The organism is Streptomyces sp. NPDC046909, from assembly GCF_040644695.1.
Taxonomy (GTDB): domain Bacteria; phylum Actinomycetota; class Actinomycetes; order Streptomycetales; family Streptomycetaceae; genus Streptomyces.
In genome coordinates this window covers 112498-129056 of record NZ_JBEYXC010000019.1, presented here as the reverse complement: position 1 = coordinate 129056, position 16559 = coordinate 112498, and the positions used below count along the sequence as shown (strand labels likewise).

Annotated in this window: 19 protein-coding genes; 6 read left to right on the top strand and 13 right to left on the bottom strand. The window is 66.7% G+C overall.

What is annotated here, in order from left to right:
• Positions 1-10: 10 nt before the first annotated feature.
• Genes ABZ928_RS43775 through ABZ928_RS43765 form a run of 3 tightly spaced genes read right to left on the bottom strand, consistent with a single transcriptional unit; the run spans position 11 to position 2327 of the window.
• Complete coding sequence (locus ABZ928_RS43775; protein WP_361532285.1) at positions 11-604, bottom strand: hypothetical protein; 594 nt, start codon at positions 602-604, stop codon at positions 11-13.
• A gap of 12 nt (positions 605-616) precedes the next feature.
• Positions 617-2047: a hypothetical protein gene (locus tag ABZ928_RS43770; protein ID WP_361532282.1), complete on the bottom strand. Its 1431-nt coding sequence runs from the start codon at positions 2045-2047 to the stop codon at positions 617-619.
• Positions 2040-2327 carry an SAV_915 family protein gene (locus ABZ928_RS43765; protein WP_361532279.1) on the bottom strand — a complete coding sequence of 96 codons (288 nt, stop codon included), beginning with the start codon at positions 2325-2327 and terminating at the stop codon, positions 2040-2042. The genes ABZ928_RS43770 and ABZ928_RS43765 overlap by 8 nt, the downstream gene beginning before the upstream one ends.
• 126 nt (positions 2328-2453) lie before the next feature.
• Between ABZ928_RS43765 and ABZ928_RS43760 the strand changes: the two genes are divergently transcribed.
• Positions 2454-2756: a hypothetical protein gene (locus ABZ928_RS43760; protein WP_361532276.1), complete on the top strand. Its 303-nt coding sequence runs from the start codon at positions 2454-2456 to the stop codon at positions 2754-2756.
• Between the two features lie 86 nt (positions 2757-2842).
• Here the strand turns inward: ABZ928_RS43760 and ABZ928_RS43755 are convergent, their stop codons facing one another.
• Positions 2843-3103, bottom strand: a complete 261-nt coding sequence (locus tag ABZ928_RS43755; RefSeq protein WP_097267535.1) for a WXG100 family type VII secretion target — start codon at positions 3101-3103, stop codon at positions 2843-2845.
• A 207-nt stretch (positions 3104-3310) separates the two neighbouring features.
• On the opposite strand from ABZ928_RS43755, the gene ABZ928_RS43750 reads away from it, so the two are divergent.
• From ABZ928_RS43750 to ABZ928_RS43735, 4 genes are read left to right on the top strand one after another with little or no spacing between them, the layout of a single operon-like run.
• Positions 3311-3571 carry a WXG100 family type VII secretion target gene (locus tag ABZ928_RS43750; RefSeq protein WP_361532272.1) on the top strand — a complete coding sequence of 87 codons (261 nt, stop codon included), beginning with the start codon at positions 3311-3313 and terminating at the stop codon, positions 3569-3571.
• A gap of 49 nt (positions 3572-3620) precedes the next feature.
• Complete coding sequence (locus ABZ928_RS43745) at positions 3621-4460, top strand: hypothetical protein (RefSeq protein ID WP_361532269.1); 840 nt, start codon at positions 3621-3623, stop codon at positions 4458-4460.
• A gap of 23 nt (positions 4461-4483) precedes the next feature.
• A complete protein-coding gene (locus tag ABZ928_RS43740; protein ID WP_361532266.1) occupies positions 4484-5929 on the top strand; it encodes a PE-PGRS family protein in 1446 nt (481 codons plus the stop codon).
• Between the two features lie 16 nt (positions 5930-5945).
• Positions 5946-6509, top strand: a complete 564-nt coding sequence (locus ABZ928_RS43735) for a hypothetical protein (protein ID WP_361532263.1) — start codon at positions 5946-5948, stop codon at positions 6507-6509.
• 91 nt (positions 6510-6600) lie between these two features.
• Here the strand turns inward: ABZ928_RS43735 and ABZ928_RS43730 are convergent, their stop codons facing one another.
• The 6 genes from ABZ928_RS43730 to ABZ928_RS43705 all read right to left on the bottom strand — a co-directional run bounded on the left by ABZ928_RS43730 (position 6601) and on the right by ABZ928_RS43705 (position 11887).
• Positions 6601-8034 carry a PE-PGRS family protein gene (locus ABZ928_RS43730; RefSeq protein ID WP_361532260.1) on the bottom strand — a complete coding sequence of 478 codons (1434 nt, stop codon included), beginning with the start codon at positions 8032-8034 and terminating at the stop codon, positions 6601-6603.
• 92 nt (positions 8035-8126) lie between these two features.
• Positions 8127-8804: a hypothetical protein gene (locus ABZ928_RS43725; protein WP_361532257.1), complete on the bottom strand. Its 678-nt coding sequence runs from the start codon at positions 8802-8804 to the stop codon at positions 8127-8129.
• 83 nt (positions 8805-8887) lie between these two features.
• Complete coding sequence (locus ABZ928_RS43720) at positions 8888-9679, bottom strand: hypothetical protein (protein WP_361532254.1); 792 nt, start codon at positions 9677-9679, stop codon at positions 8888-8890.
• The gene (locus tag ABZ928_RS43715; RefSeq protein ID WP_361532251.1) at positions 9660-9986 is read right to left on the bottom strand and encodes a hypothetical protein; all 327 of its coding nucleotides are present in this window, start codon (positions 9984-9986) and stop codon (positions 9660-9662) included. The genes ABZ928_RS43720 and ABZ928_RS43715 overlap by 20 nt, the downstream gene beginning before the upstream one ends.
• A gap of 19 nt (positions 9987-10005) precedes the next feature.
• On the bottom strand, positions 10006-11502 hold the full coding sequence (locus ABZ928_RS43710) for a C2 family cysteine protease (RefSeq protein WP_361532248.1): 1497 nt from the start codon (positions 11500-11502) through the stop codon (positions 10006-10008).
• Between the two features lie 25 nt (positions 11503-11527).
• Complete coding sequence (locus ABZ928_RS43705; protein WP_361532245.1) at positions 11528-11887, bottom strand: hypothetical protein; 360 nt, start codon at positions 11885-11887, stop codon at positions 11528-11530.
• A 229-nt stretch (positions 11888-12116) separates the two neighbouring features.
• Between ABZ928_RS43705 and ABZ928_RS43700 the strand changes: the two genes are divergently transcribed.
• Positions 12117-13151 carry a hypothetical protein gene (locus ABZ928_RS43700; protein WP_361532242.1) on the top strand — a complete coding sequence of 345 codons (1035 nt, stop codon included), beginning with the start codon at positions 12117-12119 and terminating at the stop codon, positions 13149-13151.
• A 17-nt stretch (positions 13152-13168) separates the two neighbouring features.
• Here the strand turns inward: ABZ928_RS43700 and ABZ928_RS43695 are convergent, their stop codons facing one another.
• The 3 genes from ABZ928_RS43695 to ABZ928_RS43685 all read right to left on the bottom strand — a co-directional run bounded on the left by ABZ928_RS43695 (position 13169) and on the right by ABZ928_RS43685 (position 16509).
• Positions 13169-13603, bottom strand: a complete 435-nt coding sequence (locus tag ABZ928_RS43695; protein WP_361532239.1) for a hypothetical protein — start codon at positions 13601-13603, stop codon at positions 13169-13171.
• Between the two features lie 88 nt (positions 13604-13691).
• Positions 13692-14336, bottom strand: a complete 645-nt coding sequence (locus ABZ928_RS43690; protein WP_361532236.1) for a hypothetical protein — start codon at positions 14334-14336, stop codon at positions 13692-13694.
• A gap of 61 nt (positions 14337-14397) precedes the next feature.
• Positions 14398-16509: a hypothetical protein gene (locus tag ABZ928_RS43685; protein WP_361532233.1), complete on the bottom strand. Its 2112-nt coding sequence runs from the start codon at positions 16507-16509 to the stop codon at positions 14398-14400.
• Between the last annotated feature and the right edge of the window lie 50 nt (positions 16510-16559).

The window sequence follows — 16559 nt, the reverse complement described above, 5'->3', positions numbered from 1 at the left end:
TCGCTTTGGGTTATGGCTTGGTGAGGCGGACCTCTTGGGGTGACGGGGTCGGTGGGTCTTCGGGCTGGCGGAGTACCCAGCGGCGGCGGAAGATCAGGGCAACCCCGAATCCCAGAAACACGAAGGCCAGCACCCAGCAAAGGTAAGTCTGCAGGCTGACTGGTGGGTGCTTGACCCAATCACGGGCCAGGATCCGCGAGGGGTCCTTGGCGTCGTAGGTAACGATCATCGAAGCGCCGCTGTGGGTGTCGGGATACTTCCCGGCGTAGTCGGAAAGCTTGACCTCGTTACCCGCCTCGGGACTGCTCACGAGGCGAACCTTCACGTATTTAGGCTTCGAGTCGACATCGGTGACTGTGGCCGCGGCGCTGACACCCCGGGAGCGCAGGTCATCCACCAAGTCCTGTGCTGGGAGCCAGAGAACGAGGGCCATCCCGGTACACAGGAGAGACATCCCCAACTCAGCCAGAATCAGACGGCGTGAGGGGAGCAGGGGGCGTGGTTTCCAAGCTCTGACCCTGGCGGAGAGGCGGCGGTTTCTCTCAATGTGATCCGGAAGCTCATAATCACTCGTACGGTGGCGTTTATTGCTCTTGTCAGTCATTGGCATCCAACCTTATGAGAACCATCCGTCGATCTCTTCACCGACGTCCTTCACCGCGCCTGTAACAGCGTTGACGGCCCTCTGCCCTTTCCCTGACTTGATGATGTACGAAGCGCCATAACCGGCACCGAAACCCAACACGACACCTGCCGCGATTCCCCAGCCAACTGGCCCACCGAAGAACGTGACCGCTGCCATGCCGGCCATCGTCCCTCCGGTGCCGGCAGCCATCCCTCCGGCACTCGCCGCCACCGCGACATCCGCCTCCGTGCCGTGCTCGATGTCCCAAGCCGTGGCCCCGATCGTGAGGACCGTGCCCACCAGCGGCAACTTCCCGCCCGCCACCAGCGCTCGCCCGAACAGCGTCGCCGTGTTCGGTGGTCTCAGCCCGGGAACCTTGCCGATCAGCCAGCTGCCGCCGTCGGCCACCGAAGCTTCCATCAACCGCGAGAACGATCCCATCCCGTACTTGGCCAGGATCCGTTCTGCTTCGAGTGCGGACTTGCCAGAGGCCTGGCCAGCACGGCTTGTGGCCTTCTTGAATCTTCTCTTGTCGGCCTTGCCCTTGGCGTTGACACGCTGATCGTGCAGTCGGCTCGCATCATCGGAGAATGTCTGCGCCTTCTCCCAGAAGTGCGAAGCGTGCTTCGCCTGCATGCCGATCACACTGCCCAGCAAGCCGACAGTGTCGGACCAGGTGTCCGCCGGATCGAGCAGCTTCAGCGTGGCGATCTTCGTGTGCTTCCAGGCGAGGTCCCACAACTCAGGGTCATCCGACTGCATGAGCGCACGATTGAAGACCGCGGTGGGTTCGTCCTCGTTCAGGTCGCCGTGGAACAGGGCGGCCGTCTTCTCGAAACCGGGCGCAGGAGAGTCGGAGTTGACCGCGGTCGTGAACGCCGAGCCGAAGACCTTCGCGTCGGCCTCGGCTGTCGGAGCGTCCGCGGCGGCGATCACCACCTGAAGGTTCTTGACCAGCTCCGGATCCATCTTCGCGTAGAACGCCGAAGTGAAATCCGAGTCACCTTTGTGCAGGGCGAGTTGCCCGGCGATCCGATGGAACTCCGCACCTGCCTGGCCCGGGTCGAGGTCCGCCGCTTTGGCGACTTCCCCGGCGAGCCGCTTCCCGTCCTCCCGAGCCTCACCCACCGTAGGGATCGGCTCCCGGAGCCGCACCAGGGCGTCGGGCTTTTGTACGCCCCCCTCGTCCAGTTCCATCGCGGCGGCCAGCGCCTGACGGCGGCGCAACATGGGCAGCTCGTCGTCGACCCAGCCCGCGATCTTCCCGATCTCGGTGAGGCTGCTCGTGTCCAGGCCGAACTTCCGGAAACGGCTCACGTAGGAGGACTTGGCGCCGTGCAGGTTCTTGCTGCCGGATTCGAGGTCCTTGATGGTCCGCAGGAGGTTGTGCGGATTGATGCCGGAGAAGTTGGGGTCAACCACCGTCGTGGTCCTCCTCCATGGCGTCCGACAGGCGCGGGTCGATCAGCACGGCCGCGGCCCCTGACCCCGCCAGGACCTTCTCCATTTCCCCCGAAGGGATGACGACCCAGGGCTGCTCCTCTCCCATCGCCTCCACCAGCAGGGCGACGGACGTGAAAGCCAGCGCCACGAGCCGCTCCCCGTCCCCATCGCCTGCGACCGGGACAAGGGTCACCTCCGCTCCCTCGACGCCTTCGTCGCCGAGCGGAGAGCCGTCCGGGGCCTGGGGAATCTCGTGCATGGTGGGGAGGACGAGGAATTCCGGATCATTCCACGCCGATAAGGTTGTTGTCACCGTCTCAGATTATGAGAGATACCAGCGAGTCAGTTACCCGTTGAAAATATGAAGATCCAGGGGTGAGTATCCGTGCCGGATTCCGAAGCGAAGGTGCCCAATCCGCGAAAGGCCGACCTTGAACGGCTGCGCAGCGACCTCGTCAAGGAAGTGGAAAGCATCAAGAAGGCGCTCAAGAACCCGACCGAGGAAATCGGCGGAGACAAGGTCTGGGTCGGGAAGAACGCCCGGACGTGGCACACGGAATTGGACGGGCGGCACAAGAGGCTCGGTGCGCAGGTCGACAAGCTGTTGCCGCTCGTCGACGCGGCCATCAGGGGCGAGCCGGAGAAGGTGACGGCGAGTGAGGCCCGTACGTATCACAAGGTGGTCTGAGGCGGCCCGTCACATGCCAACGGGGCGCCCGGCGAAGACTGGAGGGTCTTGGCCGGGCGCCCCGGAAGACTACGTGATCGTGAAGATCAGGTGGCGCGCTCGATGTTGTCCGCGCTGGTGTTCGCCGACTTGCTGGCGTCGTTCAGCGTGTCGACCCACTTGTCGAAGGTCGGCTTCACGTCGTGCCAGTCGTCGCGGAAGCGGTCGGCCTTCGGACCCTTCCAGTAGCTCGTGCTCTCGGTGGTGGCCGACTCCAGAGCCTTGATGAGGGCCTGGAGGTCCGTGGCCTTGCGGCCGAAGAGCTTGGACAAGTCCCGGAGCCGTGCGAGATCTGCACCGCGATCCATGGCGATCCTCCCCGTGTGGTTTCAGAAGCAATCGGACTATCCGTTTGCAACAGGGGACGCTACAGCACCATCCGTGGGTTCCGTCCAATGCCGTAGAAGATCAGGTCGTCCTGTGAACAGTCGGTGTTGACATGGGTCCAGGGGCCCCTGAGAGCGGCGAAGTCGCGCCAGTATGCTGAGGTTCTTGAGGCAGCGGGGGAGGATGCTATGGCGAATCCTGACATACAGGAACTCAACAAGCGCGCCGGTGACTTGAGGTCGCTCGCCGATCACATCGAGAGTCTCGTCGACACCGCCAAGAACCACAGCACGACCGGCATGAAGTCCTGGTCGGGGCCGAACGCGGACAACGTGCGCGGCAAGCTGAAGAGCTGGCAGACCACCTGCGGGACGGTCGCCAAGGCGCTGCGGGACGAGGCCCAGCAGTGTTCCCAGAGCGCCAAGGACTTGCAGGACAACAAGAAGTGAGCCGGCGCGTCGGCCACGGCCGCCGCTGCATGTGAGGAACCCCAGACCAGTGCCTTCGTACGACAGCTCCCGCGCACGTTTCCGGCTGGCCGACCGCCATATCGCCGTGTTCGCCCACCTTCTGGACGGCGAGACGCCTCCCGAGGAGCTGTGGGAGTCGCTGGTCGAGCTCCAGCGCGTGGGCCTGGTCGGCGAGGAGGGGGAACTCGCGCCCCTGCTGCGGGACTTGCTCGGCGCGCTCGCCGATCCCATGGTCATGATTCAGGTGGAGATCACCGGCGAGCACGGGCCCGTCAACCACGGTGTGGTCGTGGGCCAGGAAGCCGTGATCTCCCACGACGGCTGGCCGGGGGAGGAGGAGTCGGAGTACGTCTCCATCGAACCCAACACCCTCGTCTGGGAACTGGCCCGCAAGGTCAATCTGCATCGTGGGGAGAAGCCCGCGGAGGGTGAGCCCGAGGTTCGTGTCGAGACGACCATGGGGGCCCTGGACGCCGCGTTCGTCGCGCTGGAGGAGCCCGGCGCCGATGACGACGCCGCCCGCGACGCCGTACGCAAGGCCCTGGCCGAGGCGGATGCCGGCCTCGCGGAGCCCGCCCTCGGTCACCTTCGTGACCTGGTCGTCTCCCTCAACTCCACGTGGCGGATCACCACCGCCTGGGACGGCAGGCAGGACGGCAAGGACTCCACCATGATCCGCGCCCTCGCCGTCTGGGACTGCGGCCCCCTCGGTTACTGGATCCGCGTACAGCCCGAGGAGCCCATCCTCCCGGGCCAGGTGGGGCCGGACAGTCCGCTGGTGCTGGTGCGGTCGAACCCGGCGGAGGTATGGGAAAAGATCACCGATCTATTGCCGGACCGGGAAGAGCTCTTGATCGACAGCGAGTGACGGTTCGGCCGACGATCTGATGTGTGCGGACCGTCAACCCCGATGACCTGGACCAACTGGCCAAACTGCTCGACGGCAGGGGCGGTGTGGAGGACAGGCTCGACGAAGCCTTCACCCGGGCTTCTCGGCTTGGTGTCAGCGGCAAGCTGACCGCCCTCAAGCCCCTGCGCGGCTGGGTCACCGACACGGCACCGGATCTGCGCAGACGGTCGGCCTACGCCCGTCTTGAGGACGGTGACCCCGGCGCCGGGCTGCGGTGGGCGGGGTTCAACGCCAAGGACATCGCCAGGGCGGGCGTCTATCTCAAGACCCCGGGCGTTCTGCTCATCGCCAATGCCATAGCCACCAGCGGTGATCCGGGCTCGGAGGCCTTCCGCCGCAAGTCCCGGGAGTCCCTGGACGACTGGGTCGACCGGATGCGGGCCCACGCCATCGCGCAGATCCCGGCGCTCGCACCGTACGAGAGCCAGATCGACGAACTCCTCGGTGACGTCGGCGACATCACCTCGACGGTCGGCCACGGCGCGACGGCGGCCTTCCATGGCGTCAACGTCACCAAGGTGCTGGTGGGAAACTCCCTGGCCCGGGGGTTCCTTCAGACACAGCGGCTCAAGGCGGCGGCGCTGCTGCGCTGGCTGCCGACGCGGTACGGCTGGGTGCCGGGCCAGGTCGGTGCCTGGGGGCGGGCGCTGGAACGGGTCAGCCCCGTCATCCGGTCGCTCTCGGCGCCCGGGCAGTGGCTGCCCAGCCGACTCGGCGCGCTGGCCTCGGGCAGTTCCACGTTCCAGCGAGCCAGCGGCCTTCCGGTCGTCGGGACCCGTATCAGTCAGGAGATCGGCGCGGGCTACGACGCCGTGATGCGCAGCGGCATGATGACCAACGCGCTCGTGGGGCGCTTCAGCGCGAGTGACATCGTGACCGCGCTCGTGGGGTCGGACAAGGTCGCCAAGATGTACGGCGGTCTGACGCACGCCGGGCAGATTCCGGGCCGCGCGGCGCAGGCCAGCCTGTGGAAGGTCGGCAAGAACGTCTTCGCCGACCAGCGGCTCCTCGGCGAGGGGCGGCTCGCCGCGATGGGCAAGGGGCTCAAGTTCGCCGGGAGGGCCGGGGGCGCGCTGCGCGCCGTCGGGGTGGTCGGCGGACTGGCCTCGACCGGCTACAGCATCGCCAACGTCGTCTCCCAGGGGAACCCCGCCGAGGCGTTCAAGAAGAAGGGAGCCGGTTACGTCGCCGACGTCGCGGAGATCGGCTTCAATGCCTCCCTTACGGCCGCGACCGTGGCCCCGAACCCCTTCACGCTCGGGGCGGTGGCGGTGACGGGCGCCGTCTACGCGGGGGCTAAGGTCGTCGAGCACTGGGACGACATCAAGAAGGGCGCGGGCGAGGCGACGCGATGGGTCGGCGACAAGGCGAAGGATCTGGGCAAGAGCATCGCCAAGTCCAAGGCGAATCCCATGAACTGGTTCTGAGGGAGCGGCATCTGTCATGAGCGACTTCGCCTTCGACCTGACCCCGCTCACGGCGGACGGCGTCCAGGGGTACCGGGGCCGCATCGGTCCCTTCGGGGATGTGGAAGTGCGCTCGGTCCTCGCGGACGGAAACACCCACCACAACCGGACGGTGCTGGCGGGCGACCGATTCCCCGAGACCGTGTTCAGCGGCGGCGGCACCGGCGGCGTACCGTCCCTCGACGGCGGCTGGTTGCAGATCGATGGCATTCCGGTGCGTATCGACCTCCGGGTCAAGGGAGTTCGCAAGGGCTCTCGGTGGCTGGACATCCGGCACCTGGACCGCGCGTACACCTACCGTTCGGCGGGCGAGGGCAAGGAGGCCGTACTGAGTCGGGGGCCGGTCTCCGTCAGGATCGACCGGGCGGTCGGAAAGCCGGGCGTGGAGCGGGCGGGCGCGGCCGAGGGCGGTGCGGACGCCACCGACCTGGCCATCGCCCTCGTCTTCGAACAGGTCGACACCGCGAGCCTCACCCTCACCGGGGCGCTGCTGGCCATTCCGCGCAACTTCCTCATGGGGAACGGTAGGGACGAGGGCTGACGCACGGGCCTTTTGTCCGTGAGGGCCAGTTTCCTCTTCGTGGTCAGAGCCAGTCCATCTTCGTGGGTCAGAACCAGTCCATCTTCGTGGGTCAGAACCAGTTCATCGGATTCGCCTTGGATTTGGCGATGCTCTTCCCCAGGTCCTTCGCCTTGTTCCCCACCCAGTTCGCGGCCTCGCCCGCGCCCTTCTTGATGTCGTCCCAGTGCTCGACGACCTTGGCGCCGCCGTAGATGAGGCCCGTGCCCACCGCGAGGCCGATGGTGATCGGGTTGGGGGCGATCATGGCCGCGGTGAGGGAGGCGTTGAAGCCGACTTCGGCGACGTCGGCGACGTATCCCGCGCCGTTGCGTTTGAAGGCGTCGACCGGGTTGCCCTGGGAGATGACGTTGGCGGCGCTGAAGCCGGTCGAGAGCACGCCGCCGACGATTCCCGCGCCGCGGAGGAAGCCGGCGGTCTTCGCCGCGGCACCGAGGCCGGTCCGCAGGGCGCCGGCGCCGCGCGCCGCGTTCGTCGCCTCCGCCACCGAGTTGGCGAACCGCTGGCTGTTGGCGGCCTTGGTGAAGACCTTGATGAGACTCGCGTTGCCGGCGCGGGCCACGGGCTGACCCGCGTGCGTGAAGCCGCCGTACATCTTGGCGGCTTCGTCCGAGCCGACGAGGAAGTCGATGACGCCGTTGGCCCGGAGCGTGTTCATGAGGGGAGTGGCGCGGGCCCAGTTGTAGCTCTGGCCGATCAGGTCGCCCTGGAGGCCGCTCGTGAGGGGGATGCGGGAGAGGTTCTGATAGGCGGTGCTGCGGCCGAAGAGCGAGCCGAGCTGGCCGGGCAGCCAGCTGCCGGGGGCGCTCAGGGAGCGGATCTTCGGCGTCCACTTGATCAGACCGTTGCCGGCCGACCTGATCAGCCCGCTGTCGGAACCGCGCAGGACCACTCCGAGCCGGGTCTTCCAGGTGCGCAGCGCCCCCGCCTTCAGGGAGTTGCCGAGCAACGTCTTGGTGAGGGACGCGCCCTGGATGGTGACGACGGCGGTGGCGGCGGTCACCGAACCCCAGTCGCCGTAGAGGCCGATCATGGTGGCGATGGTCTCTTCGTGCGGCTGAAGGCCGGGTATCTGGGAGATCGCGTGCGCTTCGAGCCGTTCGATCCAGTCCGCCAGGGACTCGTCGGGCTGCCGCTTGAACTTCTCGGCGTCCGGATCGTTGCTGGCGGCCACGGAGTTGGCCAACAGGAGGGTGTCCGGCCCGAGTTCGCCCTTGTACTTCTCCATGTCCTTGGCGCTGAACCCGGCCCAGAGCAGACCGGCCTGCGGATCGCCGCTCTCCAGCCGGGCGAAGACGGCCCGCTTACGGAGGTCGGGTGCCGTGTCCGTGACCCAGGAGCGCAGGGGCTTGAGCGAGGCCAGCTTGCTGCTCACGCCGAGCCGGGACGCCCGGGTGAACGCCTCGTCCACCTTGTCCTGCAGGCCGCCGCGACCGTCCAGAAGCTTGGCCAGCTGGTCCAGGTCGTCCGGATTGACGTTCCTCATGCCCACGTTTGCTTCATCCCCCTAAAGCTCCGACGCGGAGCCGCTCTGTCCTTGCCGTTCACGAGGTACGACCGTTCGCGAGGTACGACCGTTCACGAGGTGCGAAGGAGCGCGTACGCGAAGACCAGACGACGGTCCAGCCACCCCGCCCGGACGAGGAAGCGATACTGGGCGTCCGACGTCAGCACCAGCTCGCCGTCGGCCTTCCACTCCAGGACACGTGACTTGGCGGGCTGGTCGCCGCCCTCCGAACCCATGTCGGCCACGGCCTGTACGGCGCCCAGCAGGAACTTCCCGGCGCCCTTCTGGACCATCTCGGTCACCCCGCCCTTCGCCCACTCCGCGCTGCTCACGATCTCGGCGTGCCCGGGCTGTTCGATGCGCCAGGTCGGCTTGAGCGCGTGCTTCAGCGGCGGGATACGGCGGACCGCGCCGACGATCTCTCCCTGCCCGTCGCGGACGGCGTAGCGGCGTGCGCCGTCGGCCTCCTCGGGATCGTCCACGGAGCAGAGCAGACTCCGGCCCTCCACATCCTCGTACAGGCGGAGATCGCTCGCGGTCCCCTGCGGGGGGAAGAAGGCGCAGGGGGCGTGGACCCGCTGCATGCCGCCGCCGTGCGGGACTCTGAAGGCGCGGGCGCCCAGCACGGGCCGCTTGCGCCCGCCGGTCGCCGGCCGCTCCTCGTCGCCGATGGCGAACTCCCACGCGTCGGCCCAGGGCACGACGGGGACGGGAGGCTCGTCGACGTGCTTGCTCTTGCCGAACACCATCTGCCTCCATGCTCGCTGCGCCGGGCCGCTGCCCTACCGTGCTGCCGCCCTACCGGGCTACCGGGTCACCCTAGCTTGACGCTCTACGCGCTGGTCCGCGTCATCCGTACGGCGTCGTCCGTCAGCTCCGAGATCTCGAACCGCACGCCGGCGAACTCGACGGTGTCGCCGACGCGGACGTCCTTGTAGTCGGCCACCGCGATCGCCGCGCAGTTCGCGCCGAGGCCGGCGGTCCCGGTGTCGGTGTCGACGTAGGAGACGGTGATCGACAGGCCGGTGGGGAACTTCCACACACCGCCGTTGTCCAGCAGCGACTGGGTCTCGCCCCTCGCCGGGAACCCCTTCGACGCGGCGGCCAGCACCTCCGGGTTCGTGGTGAAGCAGAGGCCGTTGTCCGCCTCGCCGCCCTGCGACGCGAGGGACTTGGGGGCGGCGGCGAGGGTGGCCTTGTCCTTGGCGTCCTGGGGCTCCAGGACGACCCGGTAGGAGCAGATCTGGCTGACGGTGTAGGCGTGCCCGCCGACGGTGATCCGCTGTCCGGCCTTGACCGACTGCTGCTTCTGGCCGTCCTCGTACTTCGCGCCGTCGCGCAGGGTCGCCGTACGGGTCGTACCGTCGGCGGTCGCGGCGGCGTACTGCACACCGCCGCCCGGCAGCCGGAACCCGCCGCCGCGCAGCACATGGACGCCGTCGGCGGGGGCCTCGCCGACGCACACCGGGCCCTTGTCCTTCGCCGCCGCCTGTGTGGTCGTCGCGGTCGTGGGCGCGTCGGTGGGGTCGCCGCCCGAGCCCCCGGACGACGATCCGCAGCCGGTCAGCGCCAGCAGGGCCGTGACGGCGCCCGCGATGCCGTACTTACTCGCCGGCCTGAGCACCGGTCGCCTCCTTGTTGCTGTCGGCCACGCGGTCGCTGTCGGTCACGCGCTCCAGCACGACGTGGGTGCGGTACTCGACCTCCGTGACCCGCCAGGGGTCGCCGGTGATCTCGACGACAGCACCCGGGGTCAGCTCGTCGTACTCGGCGAGCGGCCGGCCCTCACGGCTGACCTGGATCCGGCCGTGCACCGACGGCTCGCGGAAGATCGTCGCGACGATGCTGTGGGAGCGGCCGTCGTGCTGGACGTCGTACGGGACGTGGTAGCGGAGCACCCAGCGGCCGTCGGACTCGAAGGGGTACTTCACCTGTTGTTCTTTTCGTGCGTTATGGGGCATCGAAGGCCTCGGCTCCCCCGAAGTACTTGTTGAACTCCTCCTGCGACACCGTAATCGGCGGGTATCCCGACACGCCCCACGGGTTGCCGAGGATGACCTTGCCGTCGTCGGTGAAGCCACGCACGTAGTAGGCGTGGTTGGAGTGGTAGACGTTGCCCCACTCCTTGGGGTGGTCCTTGTCGAGCTTCTCGTCGGCGGGCGTGGAGACGGTGACGACCTTCCCGGAGTCGAACGCCTTCTTCAGGCCCTCCAGGCTCTTGTCCTCGTGCTCGCCGATGCCGAGGAAGCCGCCGGCGGTGAGGTCCTCGCCCTCCTGGCCGGTCAGATACGGCGCGGACTTCTTGGGGTCGTCGCCCTCGATGCCGCCGTAGCCGCGCTCGTCGTCGCCGTCCTCGGAGTAGACCATCGCGAAGGCCTTCTCGTAGTACGCCGGCCAGGACTCGCCGTTGCCGTACGTGCTGATCGGGTTGCCGTTGCGGTCGGTCGGCAGGTCGGCGGTCATGGTGACCCACTGGTAGTTGCCGTCCTTGTCCCAGACGCGGACGCTGACCGTGCCGTTCGGGTTCTGCTTGATGCCTTCCTCGATGAACTTGGGGTCTTTCTGGGCGAGTCCGGCGAGTGAGGCGACGTACCAGCAGTCCCCGAACTGGCGCTGGTTGACGTCGTCGGGCGACACGCCGTCGACGATCAGCGGGTCGGAGGGGGTCTGCCAGTGGATGCCGTTGTTGGTCTGGCCGTTCTGGTTGTTGCCGCCCTCCTCGAACGCGCCCGTGTTCGTGAACGTCGGCTGCGTCCCGGGGAACGCCTTCTGGAACTTGTCGAAGTTCTCCGGGCTGATCTTGGACAGCATCCGGCTGAGCGTGGCCCGCCGGGCGTCCTCTCCGAGACCGTTCTCGTCGAAGGGGTTCCAGAAGGAGTCGTCGGTGTCGGTGAGGAGTTGGTTGTAGAAGGCGAGGTCCTTGGGGGAGGCCTTGGAGACGACCGCGTCGAGTTCGGCGGCCGTCAGCCCGTCCAGTTCGCCGGAGATCTTCTCCAGGTCGTCGTGGTTGCCGTTGCTCCCGAAGTCCTTGCCCTGAAGCTCCTGGAGATGCTTCAGCGCGTCGTCGATCTTCTTGGCGTCGGGTGCGGACTCGTCGAGGAAGAGGCTTCCGTCGCTGACGGGGTAGCCGCGCTCGGCGAGTTCCTGCAAGCCCTCTATCTGCTTGATACGCCGCTTCATGGAGGCCTGCATGTCACCGAGCTCGCTGCCGAGCGAGCCGGGCAGGCGCCGGCGACCACCGAAGATCCCCGGCATGGGGATGACGTCCCCCACCAGATCCTGCAGATCGGCGTTGTGCGACGCGCGCTGCCCGCCGGGCAGATTCTGCTGCGCGCTGGTCAGCACGGCGGCCAAGTCGCTGTGCAGCCGCCCGGAATGCCCCGCCAGCGTGTCCAGATCCTTGGCGAGCGCCGTCAGCTTCACGGCGTCGAACCCACGGAACACCATCAGTTGTCGAACCCCCGGAACACCATCAGTTACCGCCGCCCGTCCCGGCCTTGGCCTTGTCCTTCTCCTTGGCCTGCCGGTCCAGCTCCTCGGCCTGCGTCTCCCATCGCGTGGCATCCGCGAGCAGCGACGTGGCCATACCGTTCAGCGTGCTCTGCCGCTTCTGGAGGGTTGCCGTGCACTCGTCGGCGAACGGTCCCTGCCAGATCGCCCCCTCGTCACCGCCGGTACGGAACGCCGCGGCGCGGGGCGTCGCCTTCTTCACGGCGTCATCGAGATACGGGCCGAGGCGGCGGGCGATGGAACGGGCCTCGCGCGCACATCCGCGCAATTTCTCCGCCCGCCTCTTCAATTCGGCGGGGTCTTCGCCGTCTGCGGTGGCCATGTGTGGTTCCTCCCCGTTGACTGCTTGCGCTCGGTCGCCTGTCGACTGTCAGTCGATTGGCGGCCGATCGGCAGTCGATCTGCGACGTTGCCGGTGAAGCATATGAAGGGGGGCGGGGACGGTGAGGGTTGGGGGCGGGAATCTCCTCGACCATCACATCGCCGCCACACGGGTCGGGGCAGGCGTCGTGAGAGGCTGCACGCCGGTCAGGCGATGGGGGAGTTCGGTGTTGAGCTGGCAACTGGGACGGCGACGGCTTCGGCAGGTGGGTGGGGCGGTCGCGGCGGTGCTGGTGCTGGGCGGCGGCCTGCTGTGGTTCAAGGAGCACACACCTGCCGACCGCATGGCGGAGATGTGCGGTGGGGTGCTGCCGGTCGACGAGATGCTGGAGCTGACGGGGACGACCGCGCTCGGCTTCGACCACGCTGACGATGACCTTGAGCTGGCTACGTGGCACTTGACGACGTCGTCCGGTGTGACGGAGCCGGAGGGGCTGTCGGTGGCGTGCCGGACGAATACCGGCGTCGTGGTGTTCATCCAGACGGCCTACGGCACCAACGATCCGTACTTCATCTTCTCCCCGAGCGATGAGGTGCTGCCGCTCCCTCTGGGCGCCGGATGGACGGGCTTTGTCACGGGCGGCACCGTCTCGGTGCTGCTGGAGTGTCCGGACTGGGGCCCGCGGGAAGGCGGCGGGATCCTCGTGACCGCGGAGGGCGGCTCCGACGCCGGAGGCACTCGCGCGACGGTGGCCCGGGTCGCCACCGTGGCGGCCGAGCGGACAGCCGAACGCACCGGCTGCGGAGGTGAGCCCGGCGCGAGGATCACCCAGATTCCGGGCAACGCCGGCGGCCGGAAAGTCTCCACCGACGAGGCGAAGGGCACCTGCGCGACCCTGCGCTCGCATCCACGGATGCGCGAGACGACGGCACCCGGGAGCTCTTCTCTCGAAGAGTGCGTGCTCGGGGAGGAGTTGGTGCTGCGGGCCTTCTACGGCACGTTCATTTCCGAGCGGGACAGGTACGGGCAGTACGGAAGTTTCAGGCAGGCCTCGGGGGACAACTCCGGCGGGGCGTGGGGCTCCGCCACCGACTGCCAGGGGCTGTTCGGCACCGCCGTGTACCAGCTCCGGCCCATCGACGACGGCGACCGCGACCTGGTCTCCGACCCGCTGACCTCGGTGGAACGGGACGATCTGCGGCGCTTCGCGGATCGTTCTGCTGAGCGGCATGGGTGTACGGGACTTGTGCTGCCGAAGGCGTGAGCTGACCGGGCCGGCCCTCAGTGGGTGAACGGCGACTTCGGCCGGTGCCTCTGCTGACTCCACGTCCGCGCCGAGGCGACGGACGCGAACCCGATCAGGGACGCCAGAGCCGAGGCGGCGGCCACCTTCAGCAGCGTGAAGCTGGTGGTGCCGGGGCTGGTCTCACCTGAGGCGTGGTGTTCGACTTGCGCATGGCTGTGGGGTGGCGCCGGGTTTCCGTCTCCGTACGTCGTGACGTCCTTGAGGGAGCCTAGGACTGAGTGTGCGAAGGAGGTCACGGCCGGGTGCGCGGAGCCGAGGGCGCCGCGGTACGCCTCGAACGCGGCGAGCCCCAGGCAGGCGACGGCGGTGGCCAGGAGCAGCGCAGGGAGCAGGTACCACGCCGTGCGAGGGCGGCGTGTGGCATTCCGTGGCCGAGTGGCGGGCGCGTGGGTGTGAGGCTGCCGATGCATAGCCTGATTCTCTGGCTGCCCTGCGACGGCTGTCCTGAGTACGGCTACTCATCCACGGCTGCGGAAAGGGGAGCGCGGCCAACCTCTACTACTGCGGTGTGAGCTGCAGGGAATTGATGAAGGTACGGAGGTAGCTAGGCGCCTCGGCAGACACGATCTCGGAGTGGTTGAGCATGGGCGCCAAGGCGACATTGGTTGTGTCATTGTGCCAGCCGCACGTGGTGAATTTGGTCGCACCGATGGTGACGTCAGCACACTTGATCTTTCCGCCCACAGCGCCCGCCGAGTATGTCTTGACCTGTTTCTGATCGACTTTCGTATTGTAAATTCCGTAGAGCGGGTCCGACGGGTCCGAGGGGCGCAAAGTTCCAGGCTCGTATCTGGCGCGGATTATCAAGGCCTTCCCGCCCGAAGCCCTGTAGGTCAGATTGACCTCACCTTTGGTGATATCGGTGTTGATCGATTCCGATCCGATGCCTGACCACTCGGTATCGTGCGGCTTCGCCTCCGTGTATCCAGCGAAGGTGGACGGCAGCACGGGAACGCGCTGACCGGAGTCGTCATTTCCGCTGCTCGTCGCCCACCACACCCCGCCGCCTACGAGCAGAGCTACGACGGCCACTGAGCCTCCACCGATCAGCAATTTCCGACGGCGCTGAGGGCCGGCATTCGGCGCCGGACCGCCGAGAGCAGAATCCACGCGGATGTTATTGCCGAACGATGAGTCAGTCATGAGTATTCCTGTAATAGTGAGACAGGGTGCGGGTGTTCGATTCTTGAGTGCTGCAGCACGGTTATTCTGGAAGATTCTGGAACTGCTGAGACGTTGCGAAACCATCGCCATGTACTTTGGCGACTACTGCGTAGTCCTGAAGCCATCGTGAATAGGCACTCAGTTGCTGGGGGCTCATTTTGTCCGGGTCCATTACCCGGCCCGAATCGGTGAGAAAGTTATCGGCAGGGCTCTTGATGTAGTTCTTCGGGTTTCCTGTATACGTCGCTCCCTCCCCGTGAATGGTTCCGACGGTGACCGGCTTCGTAATGGCGGGATCATATCCGGGCTTCACGCCGACAGATGTGTCTCCGTCGAGTTGGTGGTTTGCAAGGCGCCGATATCCATCGCGCCACGAGGTATCCAGTTCAGCCTCGGACAGTGCCTTGTACTTGTCCACCAGCCCGCCCGGGGCTTCTTCGGGTTTGACGCTCACTGCCTCCGTCAACCAGCCCGTGAGCAGGCCCGTTGCAGTGCCGGTGAGCTGCTCCTTACCCATGTCAGCGACGGCCGTGGTACCGCCTGTAGCGGCAGCTGTCGCTCCGTCAGCAGCAGTCTCGATGAGCGTCTTGCGGAATTCGTTCACACCCTCAGCCCATGCCGCCGCATCGTCCCCCATGGACTTTTTCGCAGAGGTGAACGCCGTTCCGTACGCCTTCATCATCAGACCACGCTTCATGCTCAGGTACTCGATCGTGTTGTCGTTCTTGCGGTCCGTGTGCACGATCTGGCTGTCGAGCTGGTTGCGGTAGGTGTCGAAGAGCGCGCTCAGCTCACCGGCCGCCTTGGGGTCCCGAGCGGACTCGTTCATCAGGGCCTGCCACATTGGGGCACCCGCCTCCAGGCCGAAGCGGGACGGATCCTGGCCGGCCTTGAACGCCTTCTCGTCCCACTTGGACGCATCCTCGCCGAACCCGCCCGCGCTCGCGTCCCCCATCCAGAACTTGTCGGCTACGGGCGAGGTGATCCCGTTCTCCATGTCCTTCCAGTAGGCGGTGATCAGCTGTGAATAGAAGTAGTCCACCCCTTCGATCGGGTGGATGCTCTTGGCGTCACCGTTCATGTGCTTGTAGTTGTCGAACATGAGACGCGCGGTCAGCTTCTCGGCCAGAGCCTCATTCGTCGAGCGCAGCTCGATGGTTCCCGAGTGCAGCACCTTGACGAGGGCGGCCGGGCGGGACTTGTCCCATGAGTCGGCGGGAGCATAGAGCATGTTCTGGATGCTGTCGTGGTTGTGGTCCATCCATTCGCCCGACGCCTCGGGGCTCTTGGCGATGGCGTCGAACAGCTGGGAGTAGTGGTCGGCTTCCCAGGGGTCCTTCCCGCTGCCGTTCATCCACTGGGTGTCCATGGCCTGCTGGTCCTTGGAGAAAACCCGGTCACCCAGCGAGACCAGGAAGTCCTTGTCGTACGATCCCCCGGCGAGAAGCGGTGTCAGCCTGTCAGGCCTGAAGCCGCGGTTCGGGTCCATGGCGAACTTGTCGAACCACTTGTTCCAGTTCGCCTGCTTCTGCTTGGCGGTCTCGCCCTCGAAGGCCACTTTGGAGAAGGTGCCGAGCGTCTTGGCGATGAGATTGCGGTCGTGGGACAGCGCGTCAGGGTGCTTGTCGTAGTAGTCGTCGTAGGGATCATCGGCCATCTCGTTGGACAGCCAGACCAACTTGTCCGGCCCGAGGGTCTTGTAGAAGGCGTTGACGAAGTCGGCGTCGTCGGCGTTCGCCTCCAACTCTGCGAAGAGCTCCGCCGAGTTGCTACCGCTGAAGTCCTTCTTCAACCTCTCGGCCAGATCTTTGCCGTTGCGTTCGGCGGTGGCCTTCTGGCTGACCATCCCCTCGTCGATCGACACCATCAACGAGCCCTTGGGGCGGGACGGGTACGGTTCGTCAGCGGCAAGGGCGAGGTGGTAGCGCCGAGTCAGCAGAGGAAGCTCGTCCCTGGCCCAGCCAGCCACCTTCAGGACGTCACCGAGCTCCGTGGTCCCGATGCCGTAATACGCAAGCTGCGTCTTGTAGTAGGTGGCCCGGCCCTGCAGGGTCTCCTGGTCCTGCCGCACGGAGTTGATCGTGGCCTTGAGTTTGTCCGGGTCGATCCCTGAAAAGATGCTCTTGCCGCTTCCCCCGTCGTCCGGGCGCATACCGTCCCCCGTTTCCCTCGTATCGCAATCCGGTGCTGCTCTGGAGCCTT